Here is a 25,503-nt window from a genome sequence, read left to right on the forward strand (position 1 = left end):
CCCGCGGTGCCGCCCTGGTACGGGCAGCAGCCGGGCGCGCGGGCGTACGGTCCGCCGCCGGGCGGGCCGCCTCCCGGCCGGCCCCCCATGGGCGGCCCGAACCCGCCGCAGAACGGGCCGCAGGACCCCGGGTGGGGGAACTGACGGGGCGTCGTCCCCCGGGGGCGTCTCCTCACGCCGGGGTACGGCGCTGGCTCTCGATCTGGCGGAGGCACTCTGGGTGCCGTTCAGCGGCAGGACGTCGTCGGCGGCATGACGGAGCAGTTCCCGTACGCCGGGCCGGTCGGGCCGGCGGGTGAGGGCGATCGAGGACCAGGCGTCACCCCCGGCGCCCGCCTGCGCCGTTTCGAACTGCGTCTCCCGGGGCGGCGTCCCGGCGGCTGGACGGCGTGTTCCGGAAAAGAGGGCGAGCGCGCGGGCGGCCACCTCGGCCAGTTCCTCCGTGGGGACGACGGCGTCGAGGATTCCCTTGGCGACGAGGTTCTCGGCCACCTGGACGCCGTCGGGAAACGGCTGTCCGCGCAGGGTCCGGTAGACGAGGGGGCCGAGGAAGCCGATGAGCGCGCCGGGCTCGGCGACCGCGACGTGTCCGAGCGACGCCCAGGAGGCGAACACGCCGCCCGTCGTGGGATGGCGCAGGTAGACGAGGTAGGGCAGGCCGGCCGCCTTGTGCGCGACGACCGCCCGGCTGATCTCGACCATCCGGACGAACGCCGGCGTTCCCTCCTGCATGCGCGTGCCGCCCGAGGCCGGACCGGCGATCAGCGGCAGTCGTTCTCGGGTGGCCCGCCGGACGGCGGCGACGATGCGTGCCGCCGTGGCCACTCCGATGGAGCCGCCGAGGAAGCCGAACTCGCTGACGACGAGCGCGGCCGCGTGCCTGCGGATCAGCGCCCGGCCCGTGAGCACGGCCTCGTCGGTGCCGGCCTTCGTCTCCGCCCGCTCGATCGCGGCGAGGTAGCCGGCGTCGTACCCGGTGCGGTCGATCGGCTCGTCCCAGGAGCGGAAGCTGCCGGGGTCGACCGTGGCGTCGATCAGCGCGCGGGCGCCCGGCCGGGTCATGCGCCGCGGATCCGGGCGTCGTTGCCGACGATCGGGTTGCGCACCGTGCCGACGCGCTCGACCTCGACCTCGACGACGTCGCCGGGGTGCAGGAGCCACGGGGGAGTGCGGGCGTAGCCGACCCCGGAAGGGGTGCCGGTGGCGAGCAGGTCTCCCGGACGCAGCGTGAACGTGCGCGAGATGAGAGCGAGGGTGTCGCCGACGGTGTAGACCATCTCGTCGGTGCGCCCGTCCTGCACGACCTCGCCGTTGACCCGGGTGCGCACCCGCAGGCCGTCGCGCAGGTCGCCGACCTCGGCCGCGGGCACCATGGGACCCAGGGGCCCCGAGTTGTCGCCGTTCTTGCCGAGGATCCACTGGCTGGTCAGCTTCTGGGCCCTGCGCGCGGTGATGTCGTTGAAGGCCGAGTAGCCGACGACGGCGGCCAGCGCCTCGTCCGGGCCGGCGTCCACCAGCGGCGCGCCGACGTACGCGACGACCTCGCCCTCCCAGTCCAGGCCCTCCTCGTCGGACGGCACCGGCACCGGGGCGCCGTCGACGGTCAGCGACCGCGTCCAGCGGGCGAACAGCGTCGGGTGCGGCGGGACGCCCTCGCCGGCGAAGGAGCCCTCGGCGACGTGCTTCAGGTAGTTCAGCCCGATGCAGATCACGCGAGCCTCCGGCAGCACCGGCGGCACGAAGGAGACCTCCCGGGCCGGGACGGATTCGCCGGCGGGCTCCCGGGAGACGAATCCCTTCGCGTCGGCCCAGAACAGCTCAAGCGAGGCCAGCACGGTGGCCTGGGCGCCGTCGGGCGACAGCGACGCCACCTCCACCGGGCCGCCGTTCCGGCGGATCCCCACGATCCTCATCGGCCGTCTCCTCCAGTCCGCAATCTTGCGAATCCTTCAAAAGGTTCGTAGGTTTAAGGACTATGCCGCAGACAGACCTTCCGGGACAAGTCCCGGACGACCCGCTGACCGGGGTCGGGCGGGGTGCCCGCACCCGTGCCGAGCAGTTGGCCGCCGCCCTCGACGACCGCATCCGCTCGCGCGGGCTGGCGCCCGGGGCCCCGGTCGGGACGCTGGAGTCGCTGCGCGCGGAGACCGGTCTCGCCTACGCGACGGTCAGCGAGGCCGTACGGCTGCTGCGCGACCGGGGCGTGCTGGAGATCCGGCCCGGACGCGGCGGGGGCCTGTTCGTCGCCGACCGCGGGCCGGTGGTCCGGCTGCGGCACACCCTGCTGAGCGTCGCGGAGGAGCCGGGGACGGTCGCCGACGCCATCGAGCTGCGTGACCATCTCGAGGAGCTCATCGATGTCGGCGCCGCCAGGCATCGGACCGGCCGGGACGTCGCCGACCTCCGCCGTCTGCTGGAGCAGATGCGCGCCGCGCCGGACTGGGACGGCTTCATGCGCGTCAACTGGGCGCTGCACGAACGGATCGCCGCGATCAGCCCGAACGCGATGGCGCGGGCCGTCTACATCGGCACCCTCGGCCATCTGGGCACCGCGTCCTCCCGGCTGGCCGACGACGACGCGGCCGCCGCCCACTACCGGGCCGGCCGCTACCAGGTCCACGCCGACCTGGTCGAGGCGATCGCGGACGGCGACGAGGCCGCCGTCCGCGCCGCCGTCGCCCGGCACAACGCCACCACCTGAGAACGACCACTGAGCGCCGGAAGGGCCCGTCATGCCCGGTGAGTTTCGCCAGCACCTGTTTCCGTACGACCACCCGAGGCTGGCTGAGGTGCGGGGCCTGGACCCCTACGCCTACGGCGAGTTCGCCAAGAAGCCGGGCACGTTCACCGGTGGCCTGATCGAGGGCTGGACGCCGCTGTACAAGAACGACTTCCGCGGCATCACCGAGGACGGCGCCCTCCGGGAGGGCCTCTACCCGCTGACGCCCGCCGAGCCGGGGGAGGAGGCGCCGGTCGCGGCGATGGTGGCCGCCGCGAACGATCTGCTCGCCGTCCTGGACGACAAGGGGCGCGAGCGGATCTCCTTCCCGGTCGACGCCGTGGAGTGGCAGACCTGGGCCAATCCGGAGTTCATGCAGTTCGACACCGGGCTGCGGCTGGACCTGCAGCCGCAGATCGTGCGCGAGAAGGCGCTGGCCCTGATGCGCGCCTCGCTCTCGCCGGAGGGTTACGAACTCGCGCACGGGATGATGCTGATCAACGGCTTCCTCGGAGAGGTCGTCGGGCTGGAGAGCATCCTCAACGAGTTCAGCTACAACATCGCCCTCTACGGCACCCCGGACCCGCAGGCCCCGTGGGGTTGGCAGCTCTACGGCCACCACTGCGCACTCAACTGCCTGGTCGCCGAGGGCCGCATGGCGCTGTCGCCGGTGTTCCTCGGCGCCGAGCCCGACGAGATCGACGCGGGCCCGTACGCCGGCCTGCGCGGCCTGTTCGCCGACCGGGTGGACCTCGGCCTGCGGCTGATGGCCGCCCTGCCCGGCGAGCAACGACGGCGGGTCGTCGTCTGCGAGCGCATGGTCGACCCCGCCATGCCGGAGGGCCGGGTGCATCCGGGCGACGAGCGGCACCTGGCCGGGGCGTTCCAGGACAACCGGGTGATCCCGGTCGAGGGTGTCCGGGTCGCGGACATGCCCGCCGAGGCCCGGCGGCACGCCCTGGCGATCGCCGAGTCCTTCGTGAAGCCGCTCCCGCGGGGCCCGCGCGCCGCCCGGATGCGGGAGATCGCCGAGCACCTCGACGACACCTGGTTCTGCTGGATCGGCGGTCACGAGCCGGGCGACGTCTTCTACTTCCGGTTGCAGTCCCCGGTGGTCATCGCCGAGCTCGACCACCACTGCGGCGTCTTCCTCGACTACGACACCCCCAAGCCGTTCCACGTCCACACCGTGCTGCGCACCCCGCACGGCAACGACTACGGCCGCGCCTGGGTCCGGCAGTGGCAGGAGCGGCGGGCGCGGTGAGCCACGACCGGCAGCCGGGCGCCGAGGCCCGGCATCACATCGCCAACCTGCTGCACACCTACACCGGCATCGCCGATCGCAAGGACGTCGACGCCGCCGTCGCGCTGCTCGGCTCCGCCCGCGTCACCTTCCCCGGGGGCGGCTACGACCGGCCGGGCCGGGCGGCGGCGTTCTTCGCCGCCCTGTGGGCGTCGCCGCTGCCGCACCGGCACGACGTGTCCAACCTCGTGGTCGTGCCGGGCGAGATCCCGGAAACGTGGACGGCGCGGGCCCACTACACCCGCTGGGTGTTCGATCCCGGGCCGGTGCTGCACACCCTGGGTGAGTACACGCTGGTGGTCCGGGAGCCCGGCTGGGCGGTCATGGATCTGACCGTGACCAGGACCTGGACCACAATCTGAACCGTGCCGGACATCGGCCGGGCCACCATCGTCCTCGACGCGATCGCCGAGAGCGGCGGACCGCTGACACTGACGGAGCTGTCCACCCGGACCCGCCTGCCCCGCTCCACCGTGCACCGGGTGATCCGGTCGCTCGAGGAGGAACTGTACGTCGTCCGGGTGCCCGAGCGCCCCGGCTACGTGCTCGGCCCTGGCCTGCTGAAGTTCGGCATGAACGCGCACCTGCGGCTGCTGGCGGCCAACCGCGCCCGCCTGGCCACGCTGGCCCGCGAGGTCAACGAGAACGTCGAGCTGGCGATCTTCAGCGGCCGCGAGGTGGTCGTGGTCGACCAGATCGCCTCGCCGGAACGGCTCAAGGGCGTGACGAAGGTCGGCAAGAGCTTCTCGCTGCACGCGAGCTGCATCGGCATGGCGCTGCTCGCGCAGTTGCCCGACGAACGGGTCGCCGAGCTGCTTCCTACGCGGCTGGAACGATTCACCCCGCACACGGTCACCGACCACGCCGCCCTGAGGGCCGAACTGGCACGGATCCGGCGGTCGCACGTCGCCGTCGACGTCGAGGAGCACGACATAGGGATCTGCGCGGTCGCCACCGGAATGTGCGGGCCGACGGGCGCGCTGCAGGCGGTCTCGGTGGTCATGCCGACCACCCTGACCGGGTCCGGTCCGGACGATCCCCAGCGCGTCGGCGTCCCGATCGCGGACCTGCTGGCCGGCATGTACGGCGCCTACGGCGTGCTGGCCGCGCTGGTGGAGAGGGAACGCACCGGCCGCGGCCAGGTGGTGCGCACCTCGCTGCTCGCGGCGATCGTCGGCGTGCACGCCTTCCAGGGGACGGCCTGGACGGTCGCCGGCCAGGTCGGCCGGGCGCAGGGCAACCACCACCCGTCGATCGCGCCGTACGGGCTGTTCCGCTGCAAGGGCGGATCGGTGCAGTTGTCGTGCGGCAGCGAGTCGCTGTGGCGCCGGTTCTGTACCGAGTTCGGCCTGGACCCCGAGACGCCGGGCATGGCGACCAACGCGGAGCGCGTGGGCGACCGGCAACGGGTGATCGAGTTGCTCGAGGACGCTTTCGAGCACCATCCCGCTGAGGAACTGCTGGCCCGGCTGGCCGCCGCCGGCATCCCGGCCGGCAGGGTGCGCACGATCGACGAGGTCTACACGTGGGGGCAGACCCTGTCGCAGGGGTTGCTCGTCGACGTGGAGCACGACACCCTCGGTCGGCTGCGACTGCCGGCCCGCCCGTGCGCTTCTTCACCCCCCGGCCCCGACCGGCGAGATCGAGACCACCCGCCGCGAGCACGCCGCCCCGCCGGTGCTCGACGCCGACGGCGTCCCCCCGGCGGCCTCGGCCGACCTGACGGATCCCCGGCACGGTCGCCGGCGGGACGGCGGCCTGGGATCGTCCGGCTGGGCCGCTTGGCCCGGACGGCCGGTGCGTGTTTCAATCACTGTGCGCGGTGGCCACTTGATGGGTGGGCTCCAGGAGGGCGTGCGGCGATGCCGCATGCGTTCTTCTCGTACGACAGCCCCGACGGCGCGCCCTTCCCCGGAAGGCGTGCCGCCCACCATGAGGAGAACCCCCACCATGGGAACCCCCACCACGGGAAGCGCAATGCAATCCCCGCGTCCGAGATCGCTGTCCCTGAGATCCGGGCGAAAGCTCGCCGTCCTCGCCGCGGTGGCGGCCGTGCTCGCCGGCCTCGTCGCGGTCCTGACGCAGACGGCCGCCGAGGCGCACGGCGCCCTGCAGGCCCCCGCGAGCCGTACGTACGCGTGCTATACCGACGGCCTCACCGGCGGCCAGATCATCCCGAAGAACCCCGCCTGCAAGGACGCCGTGGCGGCCGGCGGCACCCAGCCCCTCTACGACTGGTACGGCGTGCTCCGCTCCGACGGGGGCGGCCGCACCCGGGGCTTCATCCCCGACGGCCAGCTGTGCAGCGGTGGTTTCAGCAAGTACGCCGCCTACGACGCGCCCAGGGCCGACTGGCCGACCACCACGCTGAAGGCCAACAGCACGTACGACTTCGTCTACGGCGCGTGGGTTCCGCACCCCGGCGGCTTCAAGCTCTACGTCACCAAGGACGGCTACGACCCGACCAAGCCGCTGACGTGGGCCGACATGGAGGAGCAGCCGTTCCTCACGGTCGACCCCGAGCCCGCGGTCAGCAACGGCGCCTACCGCTTCTCCGGCAGGCTGCCCAACAAGAGCGGCCGGCACATCATCTACGCGGTCTGGTATCGGTCGGACAGCCAGGAGACCTTCTACGGCTGCTCGGACGTGAACTTCGTCAACGACAACGCCACGCCCAGCCCCTCGCCGAGCCCGTCGCCGACGCCTCGCCCACCAGGAGCCCGTCGCCGAGCCCCTCGGCCTCCCCGACGGCCGGGAACCCGGCCTGCACGGCCACGGTGAAGCTGACCAACACCTGGCAGGGCGGCTTCCAGGGCGAGGTCACGATCAAGAACACCGGCACGGGCCCGCTCAACGGCTGGTACGTCCAGTGGCAGATGTCGAACGGCGCGACGATCACCCAGGCGTGGAACGGGACGTCGATGCAGAGCGGGCCGTTCGCGATGATCCACGCCCCGGAGTGGAACTCCTCGCTGGCCCCGGGGGCCTCGGCCACGGCCGGGTTCCTCGGCAGCGGGTCGGCCACGCCGACGATCAGCGACATCAGCTGCGGCTGAGCGGATCCCGGCGGTGCCGGGCGGCCGGGCGGGACCCGATCTCGCCGGGTGCGGCCCGGCACCCGACTCCGCGGGTGACGCCCGGGGACGCCGTCACGGCGGCTCCCCGGGCGCTGCGCGATGGGTGGGCGGAGGAGGATCCGCCTCGTACCCGCGGTGCGATAGCCACTGTGGGTGTGGCCTCACCTCCCTCTGGGGATGGTGGGAGCGCTCCCACATGGCCCGGACCCTAACGCGCCGCGCCGTCACCGGCCAGCGGACGCGCCTCCGCCCGCCCTGTCCGCCCAGCTCAGGGCGTGCCGCCCGATGAAAGTTTCGCCGCGCCGCCCGTCGTGCCGTCCTCTCCGGACGCCCGGGAGGCGAGAGTCAGCGGGCCACCGCGCGGTCGAGCGCGGTCTCGCGACGGCCGAGGAAGCGCGGCGAGGAGTGCAGGACCAGGCCGTCCAGCATGCCCTTGGCCGAGGCGGGGAACTCCCTGACGGCGTAGGCCACCGTCTCCACCGGCCAGTCGCGGCTGGAGTCGTCGCCGACGCCGAAGGCGTCCAGCCCGGCCGCGCGGCACAGCGCGACGGCCCGGGGAAGATGGAACACCTGGGTCACGACGACGAGACGGGACGCGCCGAAGATCGTCTTGGCCCGTACGCAGGAGTCCCATGTGTCGAACCCGGCGTAGTCGAGCACGATCCTTTCCGCCGGCACGCCGCGGGAGACGAGATAGCCGCGCATGACCGAGGGCTCGTCGTAGTCCCTGCGGCTGTTGTCGCCGGACAGCAGCAGGGCCCGCACCCTGCCCGTGCGGTACAGCTCGGCCGCGATGTCGAGCCGGGCCCTCAGCATGGCGGACGGATTGTCGCCCTGGACCCCGGCGCCCAGCACGAGCGCGGCCGGCATCGCGGGCACCTCGGCGGTCCAGCGCTTGCCCGGCTCGGCCGTCACCCGGTGGGCGGCGCTCGCCAGCCAGGCCCAGGTCATCGGCGCCAGCGGCAGCACGCTCAGGGCGACCAGCCCCTGGAAGCCCCGGCGCAGGGCCGTACGGGACCAGGTCCAGGGGCGCAGGGCGCGCACCGGTCAGACCCCCGCGTGGTGGAGCTCCGGCTGCTCGGGAGCGGGGGCGGGCGCGGGGCCCCGGGTCCGCATCAGGAACACGACGCGCAGCGCGCAGACCCACACGAGCGTCGCTCCGAGGACGTGCAGGAGCACCAGCGCCGCGGGGACGGCGAGGAAGTACTGCACGTACCCGATCACACCCTGGGACAGCTCCACCCCGAGCAGCACGAGCGCGGCGCGCCGTACGCGCCCGGGGGAGTCGGTGACGTGCAGGGCGAACAGCAGGGCGAACGTCAGCCCGACGACGACGTAGGCGATGTCGGTGTGCAGCCGCACCACGCTCTGGATGTCGAAGCCGAAGCGGGAGGCGGCCTCGTCTCCTGAGTGCGGCCCGGTGCCGGTCACCACCACCCCGGCCAGCAGCAGCGCGAAGGCGGCCGCGGCCAGCACGTATCCGAGCGTGCGGATGTCCCTGTGGACCAGCCGTTGGGCAGGGGCGTCGCCCTCGCCCGCCCGGGCGAACAGCACGACGGCGGCGGCGGTCATGCCGATGGACAGCAGGAAGTGCACGCTGACGGTCACCGGATTGAGCATCGTGTGGACCACGAGCCCGCCCCACAGGGCCTGGACGACGACGCCGACCGGCTGCAGCAGCGCGAGCCGCAGCAGGACCGGGCGGCCGCGCTCGCCCCGGGACAACTGCCACGCGGCGATCACGCACGCGACCGCGACCGCGAGCACGAGGAACGACAGCAGCCGGTTACCGAACTCGATCGCCATGTTGACCGGCGCGTGCGTGTCGATCCTCGCCGGCACGAAGCTGTCCGGCGTGCAGCGCGGCCAGGTCGGGCAGCCGAGGCCGGAGCCGGTGACGCGGACGGCGGCGCCGGTGACCGTGATGCCGACGTTGACCACGATCGCCGCCAGCGCCCACCGCCGCATGGACTCGCTCGTCGGGAACATGAACGAGCGGTAGAAGGCGAGCAGCGTGCCGCGGATCCGGTCAGTCGTGGGATTCACGGATTTCATCGTAGGCGGCCCCGCGGGTGGTCCCTTCCCCGGCCCACGTGCCGTCCGGCGATGCCCGGGCGGGCACGCGCTGATCGTTTCCCCCGGCACAGGCCGGTACGATCGGCCGTACGGGACCGAGGAGGGCGGTGGCCGGTCGATGGGCGGGGCGTGGGACGGCCCGGCGGGCCGCGAGCGCGACGACCACCGCGCGCCGGGCGCCGGAGCGCGGCAGAACCTGCGCGAGCAGGTGGCGCAGGCGCTGCGCGACGCGCTGGTGGCCGGGGAGATGCGGCCCGGCGTCGTCTACTCGGCCCCCGCGCTGGCGGCCAGGTTCGGGGTCTCGGCCACACCGGTGCGGGAGGCGATGCTCGACCTCGCCAAGGAGGGCCTGTTCGAGGCCCTGCGCAACAAGGGCTTCCGGGTCGCGGAGGTGTCCGAGCGCGACCTCGACGAGATCATCGAGATCAGGCGGCTGATCGAGGTGCCCACGGTGGCCCGGCTCGCCGGACAGTCCCTGGCCGCGGAGGCCGAGGGGCTGCGCCCGATCGCCGAGGAGATCGTCTCGGCCGCGGGAAGGGGCGACCTGCTCGCCTACGTGGCCGCCGACCAGCGGTTCCACCTCGCGCTGCTGGCCCTGTCGGGCAACGCCCGGCTGGTCGAGACGGTCAGGGACCTGCGCGCCCGGGCCCGGCTCTACGGGCTGCGCGGGCTGCACGGGCTGTCCAGTGCGCGGATGATGGCGGCCTCGGCGCGCGAGCATCTCGACCTTCTCGACGCTCTCGTACGCGGCGACGCCGCGGCGGCCGAGAGCCTGATGAACCACCATCTCCAGCACGTGCGCGCGATCTGGTCGCGCACCCGCCCCCGGCCTGAGCGGTACGGCTCAGCCGTCGCCGACGCGGGTGGCGCCGATGGAGGCCACGACCACGCAGCCGATCGCCGCCCACTCGCGGACCAGGAGCACCTCGTGCAGGACGAACAGGCCGACGAGCGCGGCGGCGGCGGGCTCCAGGCTCATCAGGATGCCGAAGACCCGCTTGGGCATCCGGCGCAGTGCCTCGAGTTCCAGCGAGTAGGGGATGACCGAGGAGAGCAGGCCGACCCCCGCACCGATCAGCAGGACCTCGGGCCGCAGCAGGCCGCTCCCGCCCGCGGTGACCCCGATGGGCGCGATGACGATCGTGGACACGATCATGGCGAACGACAGCCCGCTCGCGCCGGGGAAGCGGGCGCCCGTTGCCGCGGAGAACACGATGTAGGCGGCCCAGCACGCCCCCGCCAGTGCCGCGAACCCGATGCCGGCCCAGCTCACGGCCCCCGCCCCTCCCCAGGGGGCGAGCAGGATCACGCCCGCGGCGGCCAGACCCACCCACAGCAGGTCGAGCCGGCGGCGGGAGGACAACACGGCCAGGGTGAGCGGCCCGATGAACTCGATGGCCACCGCGATCCCGATCGGCAGCCGGGCGAGGGCCTCGTAGAACGACAGGTTCATCAGGCCGAGGCTGAGCCCGAACGCGACGCCGACGGCGAGGTCGCGCCGCGACAGCCCGCGCACCTTGGGCCGGGCGATGGCCAGCAGCATGAGGGCGCCGGTGGCGATGCGCAGGAAGACCACGGCCGAAGGGGGCAGCTGCGTGAACAGGTTCTTGGCCAGTCCGGCGCCCACCTGGACCGACAGGATGCCCAGCAGCACCAGCCCCGACGGCGGTATCGCGTCCGAGGCGGCCCGCAGCGCCCGGCCGGGCGACGGCCTCATGCGATACGGCTCGGCCCCCGGAAGGGATTCAGCGGTCATGCCGGCAACCCCACAAAATGGCATAGATCACGAACAAACGCCGCAATCATATGCGCCAGCCGTCAGGCCGCAGGTGAGGCCCCCGGTATCACCGCAGGCGGCCCGCTCATTCCCGGGGGCCCGGTGTCATTCCCAGCGGAACGTGCGGGCGGCCAGGGCGAGCGCGGCGACCGTCCAGCACAGCAGCACGAGCAGCGCGCCGCCGGGGAAGCCGCCGCCGTCGCTCAGGACGGTCCGCAGGCCGGAGGTGAGCGCGCTGATCGGCAGCAGCCCGAGCACGTGCTGCACCCCGGCAGGGAACCGGTCCAGCGGGAACAGCACGCCGCCGAGCCCGAGCAGCACCAGGTAGACGAGGTTGGCCCCGGCCAGCGTGGCCTCCGCCCGCAGCGTGCCCGCCATGAGCAGGCCGAGGCCGCTGAAGGCCGCCGTGCCCAGCAGCAGGAGCGGCAGGGCCCACAGCGGGTCGCCGTGGGGCGACCAGCCGAGCGCCAGCGCCACCGCGACGATCACCACGACCTGCAGCGCCTCCACGGCGACGACCGCGACGGTCTTGGCCAGCAGCAGTCCGGCCCGCGACAGCGGGGTTGCGCCCAGGCGCTTGAGCACGCCGTACCTGCGCTCGAAGCCGGTCGCGATCGCCTGCCCGGTGAACGCGGTGGACATGACCGCGAGCGCGAGGATGCCGGGGGCGACGAAGTCGACGCGCGCGCCGCCGCCGACGTCCACCAGCGGTGCCGTGGAGAACCCGACGAGCAGCAGGATCGGGATGATCATCGTGAGCAGGAGCTGCTCGCCGTTGCGCAGCATGGCCCGGATCTCCGCGCCCGCCTGGGCGAGGACCATCCGGTGCAGCGGCGCGGCCCCCGGCCGCGGCGTGAGGTCCAGCGTGGCGATCGTGCTCACCGCAGCTCCCTGCCGGTCAGTTCGAGGAAGACGTCCTCCAGCGTGCGCCGCTCGATGCGCAGGTCCTCGGTGGTGACGCCCTCGGTGGCGCACCAGGCGGTGACGGTGGCGAGCAGCTGCGGGCCGACCTGCCCCTCGATGATGTAGTGCCCCGAGGGCGACTCCTTGGCGGCGCTGCCCGGCGGCAGCGCGGCCAGCAGTTCCTCCAGGTCGAGTCCCGGGCGCGCGCGGAACCTGAGCTGACGCTCGGCGCCGGTCAGCGACGCGGGCGTGCCCTCGGCCACCACCCGGCCGTGGTCGATGACCACCACGTGGTCGGAGAGCTTCTCGGCCTCGTCCATCTGATGGGTCGTCAGCACCACCGACACCCCGGCGGCGCGCAGCGCGGCGACCAGGTCCCAGCAGGCGTGCCGCGCCTGCGGGTCGAGCCCGGCGGTCGGCTCGTCCAGGAAGACCAGTTCCGGCCGCCCGATCACCGCCGCCGCGAGCGACAGGCGCTGCTGCTGGCCGCCCGACAACCGCCGGTACGGCGTGCGCCTGTGGTCGGCCAGGCCGAGCAGGCCGAGCAGGGCGTCGGGGTCGAGCGGGTGGGCGTAGAACCGGGAGACCACCCGCAGCCACTCGCCCGCGCGGGCGGCGGGAGGCACCCCTCCGGTCTGCGGCATGATCCCCAGACGTGGCCTGAGAGCGGGGTCGGCGGGGTCCAGGCCGAGCACGCGCACCGTCCCGCCGTCCGGCCGGCGGAAGCCCTCGCAGATCTCGATCGTGGAGGTCTTGCCCGCGCCGTTCGGCCCGAGGATCGCCGTGACGGCGCCCCGCGCACAGCTCAGGGTCAGCCCGTCGACGGCCGTGGTGCTTCCGTAGCGCTTGACCAGCCCGTCGATCTCGACCGCCGGCGCGCCGTCGCCCGCGCTGCCGAGCGTGCTCTCGAACGTGCTGTCAACCCCCGGCACTCCCACCGGCCTCCCTTCACAGGACCGACCGCCGGAGCCGGCCGGATGCGGCCGCCCTGGTCAGTCGTCGACGGCATCGAGTCTAGGGAGCGGGAGGCGCGCTCTCGTCGGCGAGTGCCGCCATTCCAGCCCTCGGAGGTAAAGGATGCGGAAAAGTCGTGTCGTCGCAGGTTAGGTAAGGCTTACCTGCGTGAGAAATTGCATCTCCGCCGACCTCGCCTTGGGTTTGTCGCCGGGGAAGGAATTACGGCACACTGATGTTGTGAAAAACGTGCAGGGGAAGCAGAGCGCCGAGAAGGCCGTGGTGACGCGGCCCGTTCCGGCAACCCCTGTGCACATGGACATCAGTGCCGAGCGCGGCACCCGGGCCAGGGTGGCACGGCTCATCCTGGAACACGGCCCGGTCACCGCGGCGGCGCTCGGCGAGCGACTCGGGCTGACCCCGGCCGCGGTGCGCCGCCATCTCGACGCGCTGCTGGCCGAGGGCATGATAGAGCCCCGTACGGCCCGCCCGCGCGGCCAGCGGGGGCGCGGCAGACCGGCGAAGATGTTCGCGATCACCGACGCCGGCCGCAGCGCCTTCGTCCACGCCTACGACGACCTGGCCGGCAGCGCGCTGCGCTTCCTGGCCGAGCGCCTGGGCGGCGAGGCGGTGTCGGAGTTCGCTCGGGCGCAGGTGTCCGGGCTGGTCGGCCGGCTCGAGGCGCTGATGCGCGAGGTCCCCGCCGAGCAGCGGGTCCGCGTGCTGGCCGAGGCGCTGTCCGCGGAGGGCTACGCGGCCTCGGCGTCCGCGACGGGCAAGGGCGGCGAGCAGCTGTGCCAGCACCACTGCCCGGTCGCGCACGTCGCGGCGCAGTTCCCCCAGCTGTGCGAGGCGGAGACCGAGGCCTTCGCCCGGCTGCTGGGCACGCCGGTGCAGCGGCTGGCCACGATCGCCAACGGCGACGGGGTCTGCACCACCCACGTGAGTTCACACGCGCTCGCCGCACGGCACGCGCGTCCCGATCTACCGACCGCCGATCTATCGGCCGCACATCTATCGAGCACATCGACGAGCAAGGAGTCCGGAAGGTGACTGTCACCGACCGCCCGGAGCTGGAAGGCCTCGGGAATTACAAGTTCGGCTGGGCCGACACGGACGTGGCCGGGGCCACGGCCCGTCGTGGGCTGTCCGAAGAGGTCGTCCGCGACATCTCCGCGCTCAAGAACGAGCCGGAGTGGATGCTCGACCTGCGCCTCAAGGGCCTTCGGCTGTTCGAGAAGAAGCCGCTGCCGACCTGGGGCTCCGACCTCACGGGCATCGACTTCGACAACATCAAGTACTTCGTCCGCTCGACGGAGAAGCAGGCCGCGTCCTGGGACGAGCTGCCCGCCGACATCAAGAACACCTACGACAAGCTCGGCATCCCGGAGGCGGAGAAGCAGCGCCTCATCGCCGGCGTCGCCGCCCAGTACGAGTCCGAGGTCGTCTACCACAAGATCCGTGAGGACCTCGAGGAGAAGGGCGTCATCTTCGTCGACACCGACACCGGCCTGCGCGAGCACGAGGAGCTCTTCAAGGAGTACTTCGGCACGGTGATCCCGGTGGGCGACAACAAGTTCGCCGCGCTCAACACCGCCGTGTGGTCGGGCGGCTCGTTCATCTACGTGCCGCCGAACGTGCACGTCGAGATCCCGCTGCAGGCCTACTTCCGGATCAACACCGAGAACATGGGCCAGTTCGAGCGGACCCTGATCGTCGTGGACGAGAACTCCTACGTCCACTACGTCGAGGGCTGCACCGCGCCGATCTACTCGTCCGACTCGCTGCACTCTGCGGTCGTCGAGATCATCGTGAAGAAGGGCGCCCGCTGCCGCTACACGACGATCCAGAACTGGTCGAACAACGTCTACAACCTGGTCACCAAGCGCGCCGTGGCGTACGAGGGCGCGACCATGGAGTGGATCGACGGCAACATCGGCTCCAAGGTCACGATGAAGTACCCGGCCGTCTACCTGATGGGCGAGCACGCCAAGGGCGAGACGCTGTCGGTCGCCTTCGCCGGTGAGGGCCAGCACCAGGACGCGGGCGCCAAGATGGTGCACCTCGCGCCCAAGACGTCCTCGACGATCATCTCCAAGTCCGTGGCGCGCGGCGGCGGCCGCACGTCCTACCGGGGCCTGGTGCAGATCGAGGAGGGCGCGGCCGGCTCGGCCTCGACCGTCAAGTGCGACGCGCTGCTGGTCGACCAGATCAGCCGGTCCGACACCTACCCCTACGTGGACGTCCGCGAGGACGACGTGTCGATGGGCCACGAGGCCACGGTCTCCAAGGTGTCGGAGGACCAGCTCTTCTACCTCATGAGCCGCGGCCTCGGCGAGGACGAGGCGATGGCCATGATCGTGCGCGGCTTCGTCGAGCCGATCGCCCGCGAGCTGCCCATGGAGTACGCCCTGGAGCTCAACCGCCTGATCGAGCTGCAGATGGAAGGAGCGGTCGGCTGATGGGCCTGGAGACCAAGCCGCTGTCGACGCTGCATGAGAAGTCGTCGTACGACGTGGGCGACTTCCCGGTGCCGACGGGCCGCGAGGAGGAGTGGCGCTTCACGCCGCTGTCGCGGCTGAAGGGGCTCCACAACGGCACCGCCGCCGTCACCGGCGGCGTCGTGATAGACGTCGAGGCCGCGCCCGAGGTGCGCGTCGAGACCGTCGGCCGCGACGACGCCCGGCTCGGCAGGGCCTACACGCCGGCCGACCGGGTCAGCGCGCAGGCGTACTCGTCGTTCGAGAAGGCCACCGTCGTCACGGTGCCGAAGATGACGGCCGCCTCCCGGCCCACCGTGATCACGCTGCGGGGCTCCGGGGCAGGCGCCGCCGCGTACGGGCACATCCTCGTGTCGGTGGAGCCGATGGCCGAGGCCGTGCTGGTCCTGGACCACCGCGGCAGCGCCGTCTACGCCGACAACGTCGAGTTCGACGTGGCCGAGGGCGCGACGCTCAAGGTCGTCAGCCTGCAGGACTGGGACGACGACGCCGTGCACGTCTCCCACCACCACGCGCGGCTCGGCAAGGACGCGACGTTCCGCTCGTTCGTGGTCACCCTCGGCGGCGACCTCGTACGGCTGTCGCCCTCGGTGTCGTACACCGCCCCGGGCGGCGACGCCGACCTCACCGGGCTGTACTTCGTGGACGAGGGCCAGCACCTGGAGCACCGCCTGCTGGTGGACCACAGCGTGCCGAACTGCCGCAGCAACGTGACCTACAAGGGCGCGCTGCAGGGCGACGGCGCCCACGCGGTCTGGATCGGCGACGTGATCATCCGGGCCGAGGCCGAGGGCACCGACACCTACGAGCTCAACCGCAACCTCATCCTCACCGACGGCGCCCGCGCCGACTCGGTGCCGAACCTGGAGATCCTCACCGGCGAGGTCGCGGGAGCGGGCCACGCGTCCGCCTCCGGCCGCCTCGACGACGAGCACATCTTCTACCTGCAGGCCCGCGGCATCCCGTTCGACGAGGCCCGCCGCCTGGTCATCCACGGCTTCTTCGCCCAGTTGCTGGAGAAGATCGAGGTGCCGGAGATCCGCGAGCGGGTCCTGTCCGCGGTCGAGGCGGAGCTGGCCCGATGAGCGCCGAGACCGCCCATTGGGAGAAGGTCTGCCAGGTCGGCGACATCCCCGACGGCGGCGTCCTCGGCCTGGAGGTCGGGGAGACGCCGGTCGCGCTGGTGCGGACCGGCGGCGAGGTCTTCGCCCTGCACGACGTGTGCTCCCACGCCGAGGTCCGCCTCAGCGAGGGCGAGGTCTACGACCACACGCTGGAGTGCTGGCTGCACGGCTCCTGCTTCGACCTGCGCACCGGCAAGCCCACCGGGCCGCCCGCGACCAGGCCCGTCAACGTCTACCGAGTCAAGATCGAAGGCGACGACGTGTACGTCTCGCTCTCGAAGGAGTAAATACAAGTGTCCACCCTTGAGATTCGTGACCTGCACGTCGCCGTGGGCGACAAGGAGATCCTGCGCGGCGTCGACCTGACGGTCCGCAGCGGCGAGACGCACGCCATCATGGGCCCGAACGGCTCGGGCAAGTCCACGCTGGCGTACGCCGTCGCGGGGCACCCCAAGTACACCGTCACCTCCGGCACCGTGCTGCTCGACGGCGAGGACCTGCTGGAGATGTCGGTGGACGAGCGCGCCCGCGCCGGCCTGTTCCTCGCCATGCAGTACCCGGTCGAGGTCCCCGGCGTCAGCGTGTCGAACTTCCTGCGTTCGGCGATCACCGCGGTCCGCGGCGAGGCGCCGAAGCTCCGCGACTTCGCCAAGGAGCTGAAGTCGGGCATGGACGCGCTGTCCATCGACCCGGCCTTCGCCCAGCGCAACACCAACGAGGGCTTCTCCGGCGGCGAGAAGAAGCGCCACGAGATCCTCCAGCTCGAGCTGCTCAAGCCCAAGATCGCGGTGCTGGACGAGACCGACTCCGGCCTCGACGTCGACGCCCTGCGCGTCGTCTCCGAGGGCATCAACCGGTTCCGTGCCTCCGGTGACACCGGCGTCCTGCTGATCACCCACTACACCCGCATCCTGCGCTACGTGAAGCCGGACTTCGTCCACGTCTTCGCCGGCGGGCGCGTGGTGGAGGAGGGCGGCCCCGAGCTGGCCGACAAGCTGGAGAACGAGGGCTACGAGGCCTACACGAAGGCGGCGTCCGCCTGATGAGTGCGCCCGGCTTCGACGTGGAGAGGATCAGGAAGGACTTCCCGGTCCTCGCCCGCGAACTCCCCGGAGGCAGGTCGCTGGTCTACCTCGACTCCGGCAACTCCTCCCAGAAGCCGACCCAGGTGATCGAGACCATGCGCGATCACCTGACCTGGCACTACGGCAACGTCGGCCGGGCGCTGCACGTGCTGGGCAGCGAGTCGACCGAGGCGTACGAGGCGGCGCGCGACAAGATCGCCGCGTTCGTGAAGGCCCCGTCGCGCGATGAGATCGTCTTCACCAAGAACGCCTCCGAGGCCCTCAACCTCGTGGCGTACGCCTTCGGCAACCCCGTCGGTGAGGACGAGCGGTTCCGGATCGGGCCCGGCGACGAGATCGTCATCTCCGAGATGGAGCACCACTCCAACATCGTGCCGTGGCAACTGCTCGCGCAGCGGACCGGCGCGACGCTGCGCTGGTTCCCGGTGACCGACGAGGGCCGCCTCGACATCGGGGGCCTGGAGGAGCTGGTCAACGAGCGCACGAAGATCGTCTCGATCGCGCACCAGTCGAACGTCCTCGGCACGGTCAACTCGGTCTCGCCGATCCTGGCCCGCGTACGCGAGGTCGGCGCGCTGATGATGCTCGACGCGTCGCAGTCGGTGCCCCACCAGCCCGTGGACGTGACCGAGCTGGGTGTCGACTTCGTCGCGTTCACCGGCCACAAGATGGTCGGGCCGTCCGGCATCGGCGTGCTGTGGGGCCGCCGCGAGCTGCTCGACGCCATGCCGCCGTTCCTCGGCGGCGGCGAGATGATCGAGGCGGTCTGGATGGACCGCTCGACGTACGCGCCGGTGCCGCACAAGTTCGAGGCGGGGACGCCGCCCATCGTCGAGGCGATCGGCCTCGGCGCCGCGGCCGACTACCTGACCGCCGTGGGCATGGACCAGATCAAGGCGCACGAGAAGGAGCTGGTCGCGTACGCGCTGGAGGCGCTGCCGGAGGTCCCCGGGCTCAGGATCATCGGCCCGCGCACGCCCATCGCCCGCGGCGGCACGATCTCGTTCACCCTGGAGGGGATCCACCCGCACGACGTGGGGCAGATCCTCGACGACGTGTACGGGATCGCGGTGCGGGTAGGTCATCACTGCGCCCGGCCGCTCCACCTCAGGTTCGGAATTCCGGCGACCACGCGGGCGTCTTTCTACCTGTACAACACGACGGCCGAGATCGACGCACTGGTCCGCGGCCTCCACCACGTGCAGAAGGTGTTCGGCTGAGCCATGATCGGTGAATCCATGTACCAGGAGCTGATCCTGGAGCACTACAAGCATCCCCAGGGGCGGGGCCTGCGTGAGCCGTACGACGCGGAGGTGCACCACGTCAACTCGACCTGCGGCGACGAGGTGACGCTGCGGGTGAAGGTGGCCGACGGCGGCAAGGTGCTCGACGTGTCCTACGACGGTCAGGGCTGCTCCATCAGCCAGGCCGCCGCCTCCGTGCTGCACGAGCTCGCCACCGGCTCCACGGTGGACGAGTCGCTGTCGGTGGTTGACGAGTTCACCCGGCTCATGCAGGGCAGGGGCCAGGTGGAGCCCGACGAGGACGTGCTGGGCGACGCGGTGGCGTTCGCCGGTGTGGCGAAGTTCCCCGCCCGCGTCAAGTGCGCGCTGCTGGCCTGGATGGCGTACAAGGACGCGTTGATGAGGAGCCAGGGATGACCGGCGGCCTTCGGCGCGTTGGTGAGAACGGCGCCGCGCCGCGGGCGCCGCGAGGTGAGGAGACGACGTGAGCAAGCCGACCCAGACCCCCACGGGACCGGTCGCGGAGACGGCCGGCGCCGCCCCCGGCACGTACGACGGGGAGACCGCCCTCGACGACGTGCTGGAGGCGCTGAAGGACGTCGTGGACCCCGAGCTGGGGATCAACGTGGTGGACCTCGGCCTCGTCTACGGCGTCAACCTCGACCCGGCCGGCGAGGGCGAGCGCCCGATCGCCACCATCGACATGACGCTGACCAGCGCCGCCTGCCCGCTGACCGACGTCATCGAGGACCAGGCCAACTCGGCGCTCGCCGACCTGGTCTCCAACGTGGTCATCAACTGGGTCTGGCTGCCGCCGTGGGGCCCCGACAAGATCACCGACGAGGGTCGTGACCAGCTCAGGATGCTGGGCTTCAACGTCTGACCTGAGCCGGCTTCCCGCCCGGGGCATTCCGCGCCGTCCCGCCGCGTTCGTACGCGGCGGGACGCGTGGCTTTTCGACCGGTTTCGTGCGTGCGGCCGTGCCGCGCCAGGCGCGCTCTGTGCGTCAAGGCGCGCCGCGACGGCGCGAACGGCCGGCGCGGGGCGGGAATGCCGTACAGTTGTTTTTTGCTTTCCCTTGTGCGACGTGAGTGAAAGGCGTCCGTGAGAGCCGCCGCCCGGCGGTCTCCACTTCTGCGGGACGCGTGCTCACCGCATCATGCGGGCGCAGGCCGCTTCAGTCTCCGGCCCGTGGCGCTCGATCGGTACGGCTCGCCTGCCGTACCCGACCCGGCTCGTCCTTTCGCAGAAGTGACGCGCCCGCGTGTTCCGGCACGTCTTTTCTCGAAAGGCACGATTACGTGACCATCTCTGACCTCGGTGAGGGCACGACCACCCCCGCCGAGTTCGCGGTGCTGGGGCTGCCCAGACCGCTCGTGACAGGGCTCGCCCGGCAGGGCATCACCGCGCCGTTCCCGATCCAGCGGGCGGCCATCCCCGACATCCTCGCCGGGTACGACGTACTCGGCCGGGGCCAGACCGGCTCCGGCAAGACGCTCGCCTTCGGCCTGCCCACCCTGGCCAGGGTCGCGGGGGAGAAGGCGCGCCCCGGCCGGCCCCGGGCCCTCGTCCTGGTGCCCACCCGCGAACTGGCCCTGCAGGTGACCGACGCCCTCGAGCCGCTCGGCCGCGGACTGTCGCTGCGCACCCGCACGGTCGTCGGCGGCATGTCCATGGGCCGCCAGATCGAGGACCTGCGCCGGGGGGTCGACATCGTCGTCGCCACGCCCGGCCGCCTCACCGATCTCATCGAGCAGGGCGAGTGCGCGCTGGACGACGTCCAGATCACCGTCCTCGACGAGGCCGACCACATGTGCGACCTCGGGTTCCTGCCCGTGGTGAGCGCGCTGCTGGCGCGCACGCCCGCCGACGGGCAGCGCCTGCTGTTCTCCGCGACGCTCGACGGTGACGTGGACACGCTGGTCAAACGCTTCCTGACCGACCCGGTGATCCATTCCCTGGACCCGGCCACCTCCTCGGTGGAGACGATGGAGCACCACCTGCTCCAGGTGCACCGCGACGACAAGGCGGACGTGACGGCGGAGATCGCCAACCGGGCCGGCCGTACGATCATGTTCGTCCGCACCCAGCACGGCGTGGACCGCGTCGTGAAGCAACTCGCCCGCTTGGGGGTCCGCGCGGGCGGTCTGCACGGCGGCAAGCGGCAGAACCAGCGCACCCGCATCCTCGACGGGTTCCGCGAGGGCACCATCGGGGTGCTCGTCTGCACCGACGTCGCCGCCCGCGGCATCCACGTGGACGACGTGAGCCTCGTGCTGCACGTGGACCCGCCGGCCGACCACAAGAGCTACCTGCACCGGGGCGGCCGTACGGCCCGCGCGGGCGAGCGCGGCGTGGTGCTGACGCTGGTCCTGCCGAGCGAGCGCCGCGCCACCGAGTCGATGACCCGCAAGGCGGGGGTGACCCCGTCCCGTCACCGGGTGGCGCCGGGCGACCCCATCCTGGCCGAGATCGCCGGGGCCCGGCGGCCGAGCGGCGAGGCCGTTCCGGTGTGGGAGCCCGACGTGCGCAGGCCGCTGCGGCCCGCGCGGGACGACCGTACGCCCGGCCGTCGCCGGCACGGCGGGGACCGTCACCGCGGTGCCGACCGCCCGGGCGACGGGGACGGCCGGCGCAGGCCGTCCGACCAGGGTGAGCGGCCTCGCGGTCCCTGGACCGGCGACGGCCGTACCGAGCCCCGCGGCGGCCACCGTCGTGGCCGCGCCGGGGGGGCACGGCGGCCAGGGCGGATACGGAAGCCAGGGCGGGCACGGCGGCCAGGGCGGGCGCGGAGGCTACGGCGGGGGACGGCGGCCGTGGCGGGCGCCGGCGGCAGCGGAAGCCGCTTCACCGGCCGCTGATCCCTACCGTCCTCTCCACCACCACCGCCGTCCGTACGGGCGGCCCGGTGGCGTGTGGGCCCTGTTGACACAAATTATGTAGACCGGTCTATTCTCTCGGCATGATTGAAAAGACGGCCACGGCCGCGGTCAGCATGGCGGCGTCGTGAGCGCCGGGGACCGGCACGCGCTGGTCCTGGGCGCGACCGGCTTCGTCGGGCGGCACCTGGTCCTCGCGCTCGGCCATGCCGGCGTCCGGGTGAGCACGGCCAACCGGAGCCACGAGTCCTACCGGCGGCTCGCCCGGTGGCTGGCCGAGCACGGGCATGACGAGGCCCCGGCCGACCTCCGGGTCGATTTCGCGAAGCCGTCCCCGTTCGAGGGGGCGCTGATCGAGGGAGCGGCCGACGACGTCACTGAGGTCTACAACTGCGCCGGCGCCTACCGGTTCGGCATGTCGGCGGACGAGGCCCGCCGGGCCAACGTCGACAGCGTCCGCGCGGTCGTCGCCTTCGCGGCGCGGCTGCCGCGCCTGCGCCGGCTCGTCCACGTCTCCGGGTATCGCGTGGGCCGGCAGGACTCCCGTCCCTGGAGCGAGGAGCGGCGGCGGGAGACCTACCGGGCCCTGGGCGCGTACGAGGCGTCCAAGGTGGAGGCGGACGCCGTCTTCCGGACCGAGGCGGAGCGGCTGGGCGTTCCCTGGTCGGTCGTCAATCCGGCCAGCGTGATCGGCGACAGCGTCACCGGCGAGTCCGGCCAGTACCTCGGGCTCGCGTCGACCCTGCGCGACCTCTGGCAGGGCGGCCTCGCGGCGGTTCCGGGGAACGCGCGGACGTTCGTCCCCGTGGTCGCGGTCGACCACCTCGCCCGGTTCATGACCCTGCTGCCGGTGGACGAGATCGCCGAGAGCGCCTCCTACTGGCTGCTGGACGACGACACGCCCGCGCTGCCCGGCCTGATCGCGCTCGTCGCGGAGCACTACGGGGTCAGGGCGCCCCGGGTGCGGGTTCCGGTGGCCCTGGTGAAGCGCCTGCCCCGCCGGCTCACGAAGGCCGGTCCGGAGACGCTGACCTTCCTGTCGGCCGACCGTTATCCCACCGGCTCGGCGCGTGCCTTCGCCGCCCGTCACGGGCTGACCATGCCGGACACCGCCACGACGATCCGCCGCTGGGCCGACCACCTGGCGGCGAGCCGGTTCGGGGACGCCCCCGCCGACGGCAGGCGGTTCACCGGCCCGGGCGGGGTGCGGACGTTCGAGCTCGGCGAACCGGGCGCGCCCACGGTGGTGCTGCCGGGTCTGCCGGTCAACGCCGACACCTGGGCGCCGGTCGTCGCGGCGCTGGGCCGGGCCCGCGCCGCCGACCTGCCTGGGTTGGGGATGAGCGCGGGAGGCCGCGACGACTGGCCGTCCTGGCTGACCGCCCTCGTGACCGAGACCGGCGCGCGTCACCTGGTCGGCCACTCCATCGGCGCTGCGGCCGCCGTCGAGGCCGCGGCCGCCCATCCGGAAACGGTGGACCGGCTCACGCTCGTGGCGCCGTTCTTCCTCCAGCCGCGCCCTGCTCCCGCCGCCCGGCTTCCGGCCCGCTGGTATCTCACCCGGGTCTCTCCGCGGACGCTCGCCGAGCGGCTCACCGGAGACCCGGCGCACGCGACCGCCCTCGAATCGAGCGTGGCGGATCTACGCCGCGGCGCCGCCGCCACCGCCGCCCGGCTCCTGGCCGCCGCGGCGTCGCCCCGGTGGCGGGCGGACCTCCGGGCCGAGCTGGCGCGTTACCCGGGACACGTGCACGTCGTCGTGGGCTCCCGCGACCCTCTCGGCCCGGAAGGACGGGCCCTCCTGGACACGCTCCCGCGGGCCACCGTCACGGTGATCCCGGGCGCGGGTCATCACCCCCAGTTGACGCACCCCGAGGAGGTCGCCCACGCCGTCGGCGCGTGGAACGCCTCCCCGGGAGCGCCTGCCGTCCAGCCCTTCAGAACGTTCAGCCCTTCAGGCCGCTCAGCACGATCCCACGGGTGAAGTAGCGCTGGAAGGCGAGGAAGAAGGCGATCGACGGCAGGGAGGCGAGCAGGCCGCCCGCCATGATCGCCCCTTGGTGTTGCGCGCCCCCGAAGTACGTGTTGAGGCGGGCCAGCGCGACCGGGATGTTGGCCATCTCGTCGCTCTGCACGATGATCAGCGGCCACAGGAAGTTGTTCCACTCGGCGAGCACGATGAAGATCGACATCGCGGCGAGGGCCGGGCGCAGCAGCGGCAGCACGATCTGCCACCAGATGCGCCACTCCCCGGCGCCGTCGACCCGGGCGGCCTGGATGAGCTCGTCCGGCACCGAGTGGAGGAACTGCACCAGGAAGAACAGCACGAACGCCTTGGCCAGCGCCGGGATGATGTAGCCCTGGTAGGTGTCCAGCCAGCCAAGGTTCCGCATGATGACGTAGTTCGGCACCAGGGTGGTCTGCCAGGGCACCATCATCGAGGCGACGATCAGCAGGAAGATCAGCCGCCGCCCCGGCACGCGGTGCTTGGTGATCACGTACGCCGCCAGCGAGGCGATCAGCAGCGACCCGACCGTGATGGCGACCGTGATCACCAGGCTGTTGAACATGAAGCGGCCGAACCCGAAGTCCACCTGGAACCGCTGGAAGATGCCCTGGAGATGGCCGGGGTTGACCTGGGTGGGGGAGTAGCCGGGGTCGTAGAAGTTGCTCAGCGTGGGATGCTCGGGCGCGAACGACGGCGGCTGCCGGTTCAGCTCCGTCACCGGCTTGAACACCGTGATCAGCATCCAGTAGAACGGCGCGATCATCGTGAGCGACAGCAGGTAGAACGGCAGGCGCAGCAGGTGGCCCCGCCAGTTGGCGCCCGACCCGGCGGCGGGCGCCTGCCGGGGCGCGGCGGCGGGATCGGCGACGAGCGGGGTGGTCGTGGGGGGCGACGGCCATCACAGCTCCTTCAGGGCGCGGCCGATGCGGAGGTTGACCATGCTGAGGGCGAAGATGATGAGGAAGAGCACCCACGCGATGGCCGAGGCGTAGCCGAGCTTGAAGTGCGTGAAGCCCTGGTCGTACAGGTAGGGCACGATCATCAGGCCCGAGTCGAGCACGCCGCCGATGTTGTTGGTGCCACGGAACACGATGTAGACGGCTTCAAAGACCTGGAAGGCCCCGATGAGGCCGGTCACGACCACGTACGTGGTGACCGGGCGCAGCAGCGGCAGCGTCACCCGGCGGAACTGCTGCCAGGTGCCGGCGCCGTCGATGCGGGCCGCCTCGTAGTACTCCTGCGGGATCGTGTTGAGCCCGGCGACGTACAGCACCATGCCGTAGCCCATCCCGCCCCAGACCGACATGAGCACGAGGATGGGGATCGTCAGCCCGGGGGTGGCGAGCCATTCGACGGCCCTGCCGCCGAACCAGCTCATGACCGTGTTGGCCAGGCCGAAGTCGCCCGGATTGAAGATCCACTTCCAGAGCAGCATGAGCGCGATCGACGAGGTCACCGAGGGCAGGAAGAAGATCGTCCGCATGACGCGGTGCGGCCAGCTCGACCCGCTGAAGGCCAGTGCGAGGCCGAGCGACAGCAGCGTCCCGATCCCGACGGACGCCACGACGTAGAGGAAGGTGTTGCCGAGGGCGTGCCGGAACCGGTCGTCGTCGAACAGCAGGCGCCGGAAGTTCTCCAGCCCCTCGAACTCGGGGGCGTTCACCCCGTCGAACTTGGTGAAGCTGAGGTAGAGCGAGTTGGCCAGCGGCCAGACGAGGAAACCGGCGAACAGGCCGAGGAACGGCAGCAGCATCAGATAGGACGTGCCGTAGCGGCGCCATCGTTGCCGGGGTGCGGCGGCGTGGGTTGCCATGTCGTCTCCAGTCGGGTCGTTCCCCATGAGAGGGAAACCG

The 25,503-nt window shown here is 72.1% G+C and carries 24 protein-coding genes and 2 pseudogenes; 17 read left to right on the plus strand and 9 right to left on the minus strand.

Going from position 1 to position 25,503, the window contains the following annotated elements:
* Positions 1 to 1,062, minus strand: a 1,062-nt coding sequence (locus B1L11_RS30215) for an acetyl-CoA carboxylase carboxyltransferase subunit beta (protein WP_256863022.1), incomplete at its 3' end; no start/stop codon positions are given.
* Positions 1,059 to 1,913 (minus strand): fumarylacetoacetate hydrolase family protein, encoded by an 855-nt coding sequence (locus B1L11_RS30220; protein ID WP_079318687.1) that lies wholly within the window; start codon positions 1,911 to 1,913, stop codon positions 1,059 to 1,061. The genes B1L11_RS30215 and B1L11_RS30220, both read right to left, overlap by 4 nt.
* Positions 1,914 to 1,975: 62 nt before the next feature.
* On the opposite strand from B1L11_RS30220, the gene B1L11_RS30225 reads away from it, so the two are divergent.
* The 6 genes and pseudogenes from B1L11_RS30225 (at position 1,976) to B1L11_RS48795 (ending at position 7,078) form a co-directional block, all read left to right on the plus strand.
* Positions 1,976 to 2,701 (plus strand): FadR/GntR family transcriptional regulator, encoded by a 726-nt coding sequence (locus tag B1L11_RS30225; RefSeq protein WP_079318689.1) that lies wholly within the window; start codon positions 1,976 to 1,978, stop codon positions 2,699 to 2,701.
* 31 nt (positions 2,702 to 2,732) lie between these two features.
* Positions 2,733 to 3,983 (plus strand): DUF3500 domain-containing protein, encoded by a 1,251-nt coding sequence (locus B1L11_RS30230; RefSeq protein ID WP_079318691.1) that lies wholly within the window; start codon positions 2,733 to 2,735, stop codon positions 3,981 to 3,983.
* A complete protein-coding gene (locus B1L11_RS30235) occupies positions 3,980 to 4,384 on the plus strand; it encodes a nuclear transport factor 2 family protein (protein WP_218671410.1) in 405 nt (134 codons plus the stop codon). Before B1L11_RS30230 ends, B1L11_RS30235 begins: the two co-directional genes overlap by 4 nt.
* A gap of 3 nt (positions 4,385 to 4,387) precedes the next feature.
* Positions 4,388 to 5,584, plus strand: a pseudogene (locus tag B1L11_RS55305) (CoA transferase); the annotation flags it as partial.
* 415 nt (positions 5,585 to 5,999) lie between these two features.
* Positions 6,000 to 6,803, plus strand: a complete 804-nt coding sequence (locus B1L11_RS30245; RefSeq protein WP_218671412.1) for a lytic polysaccharide monooxygenase — start codon at positions 6,000 to 6,002, stop codon at positions 6,801 to 6,803.
* Positions 6,800 to 7,078, plus strand: coding sequence for a cellulose binding domain-containing protein (locus B1L11_RS48795; protein ID WP_218671413.1), 279 nt, complete (start codon positions 6,800 to 6,802; stop codon positions 7,076 to 7,078). Before B1L11_RS30245 ends, B1L11_RS48795 begins: the two co-directional genes overlap by 4 nt.
* Positions 7,079 to 7,444: 366 nt before the next feature.
* Here the strand turns inward: B1L11_RS48795 and B1L11_RS47240 are convergent, their stop codons facing one another.
* Both B1L11_RS47240 and B1L11_RS30255 read right to left on the minus strand, forming a co-directional pair.
* Positions 7,445 to 8,143 (minus strand): vancomycin high temperature exclusion protein, encoded by a 699-nt coding sequence (locus tag B1L11_RS47240; protein WP_256863023.1) that lies wholly within the window; start codon positions 8,141 to 8,143, stop codon positions 7,445 to 7,447.
* A 3-nt stretch (positions 8,144 to 8,146) separates the two neighbouring features.
* Positions 8,147 to 9,154 (minus strand): heme A synthase, encoded by a 1,008-nt coding sequence (locus tag B1L11_RS30255; RefSeq protein WP_079318693.1) that lies wholly within the window; start codon positions 9,152 to 9,154, stop codon positions 8,147 to 8,149.
* Positions 9,155 to 9,422: 268 nt separating this feature from the next.
* On the opposite strand from B1L11_RS30255, the pseudogene B1L11_RS30260 reads away from it, so the two are divergent.
* A pseudogene (locus B1L11_RS30260) lies at positions 9,423 to 9,908 on the plus strand (GntR family transcriptional regulator); the annotation flags it as partial.
* Positions 9,909 to 10,019: 111 nt separating this feature from the next.
* On the opposite strand, the gene B1L11_RS30265 reads toward B1L11_RS30260, so the two are convergent.
* The 3 genes from B1L11_RS30265 to B1L11_RS30275 form a co-directional block, all read right to left on the minus strand.
* On the minus strand, positions 10,020 to 10,931 hold the full coding sequence (locus B1L11_RS30265) for a DMT family transporter (protein ID WP_079318695.1): 912 nt from the start codon (positions 10,929 to 10,931) through the stop codon (positions 10,020 to 10,022).
* Positions 10,932 to 11,057: 126 nt separating this feature from the next.
* The gene (locus tag B1L11_RS30270) at positions 11,058 to 11,774 is read right to left on the minus strand and encodes an ABC transporter permease (RefSeq protein WP_079318785.1); all 717 of its coding nucleotides are present in this window, start codon (positions 11,772 to 11,774) and stop codon (positions 11,058 to 11,060) included.
* A 56-nt stretch (positions 11,775 to 11,830) separates the two neighbouring features.
* Positions 11,831 to 12,787: an ABC transporter ATP-binding protein gene (locus B1L11_RS30275; protein ID WP_079318697.1), complete on the minus strand. Its 957-nt coding sequence runs from the start codon at positions 12,785 to 12,787 to the stop codon at positions 11,831 to 11,833.
* Positions 12,788 to 13,124: 337 nt separating this feature from the next.
* On the opposite strand from B1L11_RS30275, the gene B1L11_RS30280 reads away from it, so the two are divergent.
* The 10 genes from B1L11_RS30280 to B1L11_RS30325 all read left to right on the plus strand — a co-directional run bounded on the left by B1L11_RS30280 (position 13,125) and on the right by B1L11_RS30325 (position 23,626).
* Entirely contained in the window at positions 13,125 to 13,862 is a 738-nt protein-coding gene (locus tag B1L11_RS30280; protein ID WP_079318787.1) for a metalloregulator ArsR/SmtB family transcription factor, read from the plus strand.
* Complete coding sequence (sufB, locus tag B1L11_RS30285) at positions 13,859 to 15,271, plus strand: Fe-S cluster assembly protein SufB (RefSeq protein WP_079318699.1); 1,413 nt, start codon at positions 13,859 to 13,861, stop codon at positions 15,269 to 15,271. The genes B1L11_RS30280 and sufB overlap by 4 nt, the downstream gene beginning before the upstream one ends.
* Entirely contained in the window at positions 15,271 to 16,395 is a 1,125-nt protein-coding gene (sufD, locus tag B1L11_RS30290) for a Fe-S cluster assembly protein SufD (RefSeq protein ID WP_079318701.1), read from the plus strand. The genes sufB and sufD overlap by 1 nt, the downstream gene beginning before the upstream one ends.
* Positions 16,392 to 16,721 carry a non-heme iron oxygenase ferredoxin subunit gene (locus B1L11_RS30295; protein ID WP_079318703.1) on the plus strand — a complete coding sequence of 110 codons (330 nt, stop codon included), beginning with the start codon at positions 16,392 to 16,394 and terminating at the stop codon, positions 16,719 to 16,721. The genes sufD and B1L11_RS30295 overlap by 4 nt, the downstream gene beginning before the upstream one ends.
* Before the next feature lie 6 nt (positions 16,722 to 16,727).
* Positions 16,728 to 17,477 (plus strand): Fe-S cluster assembly ATPase SufC, encoded by a 750-nt coding sequence (gene sufC, locus B1L11_RS30300; RefSeq protein ID WP_079318705.1) that lies wholly within the window; start codon positions 16,728 to 16,730, stop codon positions 17,475 to 17,477.
* A complete protein-coding gene (locus tag B1L11_RS30305) occupies positions 17,477 to 18,739 on the plus strand; it encodes a cysteine desulfurase (protein ID WP_079318707.1) in 1,263 nt (420 codons plus the stop codon). Before sufC ends, B1L11_RS30305 begins: the two co-directional genes overlap by 1 nt.
* A gap of 3 nt (positions 18,740 to 18,742) precedes the next feature.
* Positions 18,743 to 19,180, plus strand: a complete 438-nt coding sequence (gene sufU, locus B1L11_RS30310; protein ID WP_079318721.1) for a Fe-S cluster assembly sulfur transfer protein SufU — start codon at positions 18,743 to 18,745, stop codon at positions 19,178 to 19,180.
* Between the two features lie 67 nt (positions 19,181 to 19,247).
* Positions 19,248 to 19,646 carry a metal-sulfur cluster assembly factor gene (locus B1L11_RS30315; protein WP_079318723.1) on the plus strand — a complete coding sequence of 133 codons (399 nt, stop codon included), beginning with the start codon at positions 19,248 to 19,250 and terminating at the stop codon, positions 19,644 to 19,646.
* A gap of 418 nt (positions 19,647 to 20,064) precedes the next feature.
* The gene (locus B1L11_RS30320) at positions 20,065 to 21,624 is read left to right on the plus strand and encodes a DEAD/DEAH box helicase (protein ID WP_079318725.1); all 1,560 of its coding nucleotides are present in this window, start codon (positions 20,065 to 20,067) and stop codon (positions 21,622 to 21,624) included.
* Between the two features lie 145 nt (positions 21,625 to 21,769).
* Positions 21,770 to 23,626 (plus strand): alpha/beta fold hydrolase, encoded by a 1,857-nt coding sequence (locus B1L11_RS30325; RefSeq protein ID WP_079318727.1) that lies wholly within the window; start codon positions 21,770 to 21,772, stop codon positions 23,624 to 23,626.
* On the opposite strand, the gene B1L11_RS30330 is transcribed toward B1L11_RS30325, so the two are convergent.
* Positions 23,589 to 24,413, minus strand: coding sequence for a carbohydrate ABC transporter permease (locus B1L11_RS30330; RefSeq protein ID WP_079318729.1), 825 nt, complete (start codon positions 24,411 to 24,413; stop codon positions 23,589 to 23,591). The two genes, B1L11_RS30325 and B1L11_RS30330, sit on opposite strands and share 38 nt — an antisense overlap.
* A gap of 135 nt (positions 24,414 to 24,548) precedes the next feature.
* Positions 24,549 to 25,463, minus strand: coding sequence for a carbohydrate ABC transporter permease (locus B1L11_RS30335; protein ID WP_179155393.1), 915 nt, complete (start codon positions 25,461 to 25,463; stop codon positions 24,549 to 24,551).
* Positions 25,464 to 25,503: the final 40 nt, after the last annotated feature.

The organism is Microbispora sp. GKU 823 (genome assembly GCF_002027145.1).
GTDB lineage: Bacteria > Actinomycetota > Actinomycetes > Streptosporangiales > Streptosporangiaceae > Microbispora > Microbispora siamensis.

Excerpts from the sequence above, each read along its gene's own strand:
- B1L11_RS30280 (WP_079318787.1), top strand. The coding sequence starts at position 13,125 with ATGGACATCAGTGCCGAGCGCGGCACCCGGGCCAGGGTGGCACGGCTC.
- B1L11_RS30270 (WP_079318785.1), bottom strand. The coding sequence starts at position 11,774 with ATGGTCCTCGCCCAGGCGGGCGCGGAGATCCGGGCCATGCTGCGCAAC.
- B1L11_RS30265 (WP_079318695.1), bottom strand. The coding sequence starts at position 10,931 with ATGACCGCTGAATCCCTTCCGGGGGCCGAGCCGTATCGCATGAGGCCG.
- B1L11_RS30220 (WP_079318687.1), bottom strand. The coding sequence starts at position 1,913 with ATGAGGATCGTGGGGATCCGCCGGAACGGCGGCCCGGTGGAGGTGGCG.
- B1L11_RS30245 (WP_218671412.1), top strand. The coding sequence starts at position 6,000 with ATGCAATCCCCGCGTCCGAGATCGCTGTCCCTGAGATCCGGGCGAAAG.
- B1L11_RS30225 (WP_079318689.1), top strand. The coding sequence starts at position 1,976 with ATGCCGCAGACAGACCTTCCGGGACAAGTCCCGGACGACCCGCTGACC.
- B1L11_RS30230 (WP_079318691.1), top strand. The coding sequence starts at position 2,733 with ATGCCCGGTGAGTTTCGCCAGCACCTGTTTCCGTACGACCACCCGAGG.
- B1L11_RS30295 (WP_079318703.1), top strand. The coding sequence starts at position 16,392 with ATGAGCGCCGAGACCGCCCATTGGGAGAAGGTCTGCCAGGTCGGCGAC.
- B1L11_RS30335 (WP_179155393.1), bottom strand. The coding sequence starts at position 25,463 with ATGGCAACCCACGCCGCCGCACCCCGGCAACGATGGCGCCGCTACGGC.
- B1L11_RS30330 (WP_079318729.1), bottom strand. The coding sequence starts at position 24,413 with ATGATCGCGCCGTTCTACTGGATGCTGATCACGGTGTTCAAGCCGGTG.
- B1L11_RS30255 (WP_079318693.1), bottom strand. The coding sequence starts at position 9,154 with ATGAAATCCGTGAATCCCACGACTGACCGGATCCGCGGCACGCTGCTC.
- sufU (WP_079318721.1), top strand. The coding sequence starts at position 18,743 with ATGATCGGTGAATCCATGTACCAGGAGCTGATCCTGGAGCACTACAAG.
- sufD (WP_079318701.1), top strand. The coding sequence starts at position 15,271 with ATGGGCCTGGAGACCAAGCCGCTGTCGACGCTGCATGAGAAGTCGTCG.
- B1L11_RS30305 (WP_079318707.1), top strand. The coding sequence starts at position 17,477 with ATGAGTGCGCCCGGCTTCGACGTGGAGAGGATCAGGAAGGACTTCCCG.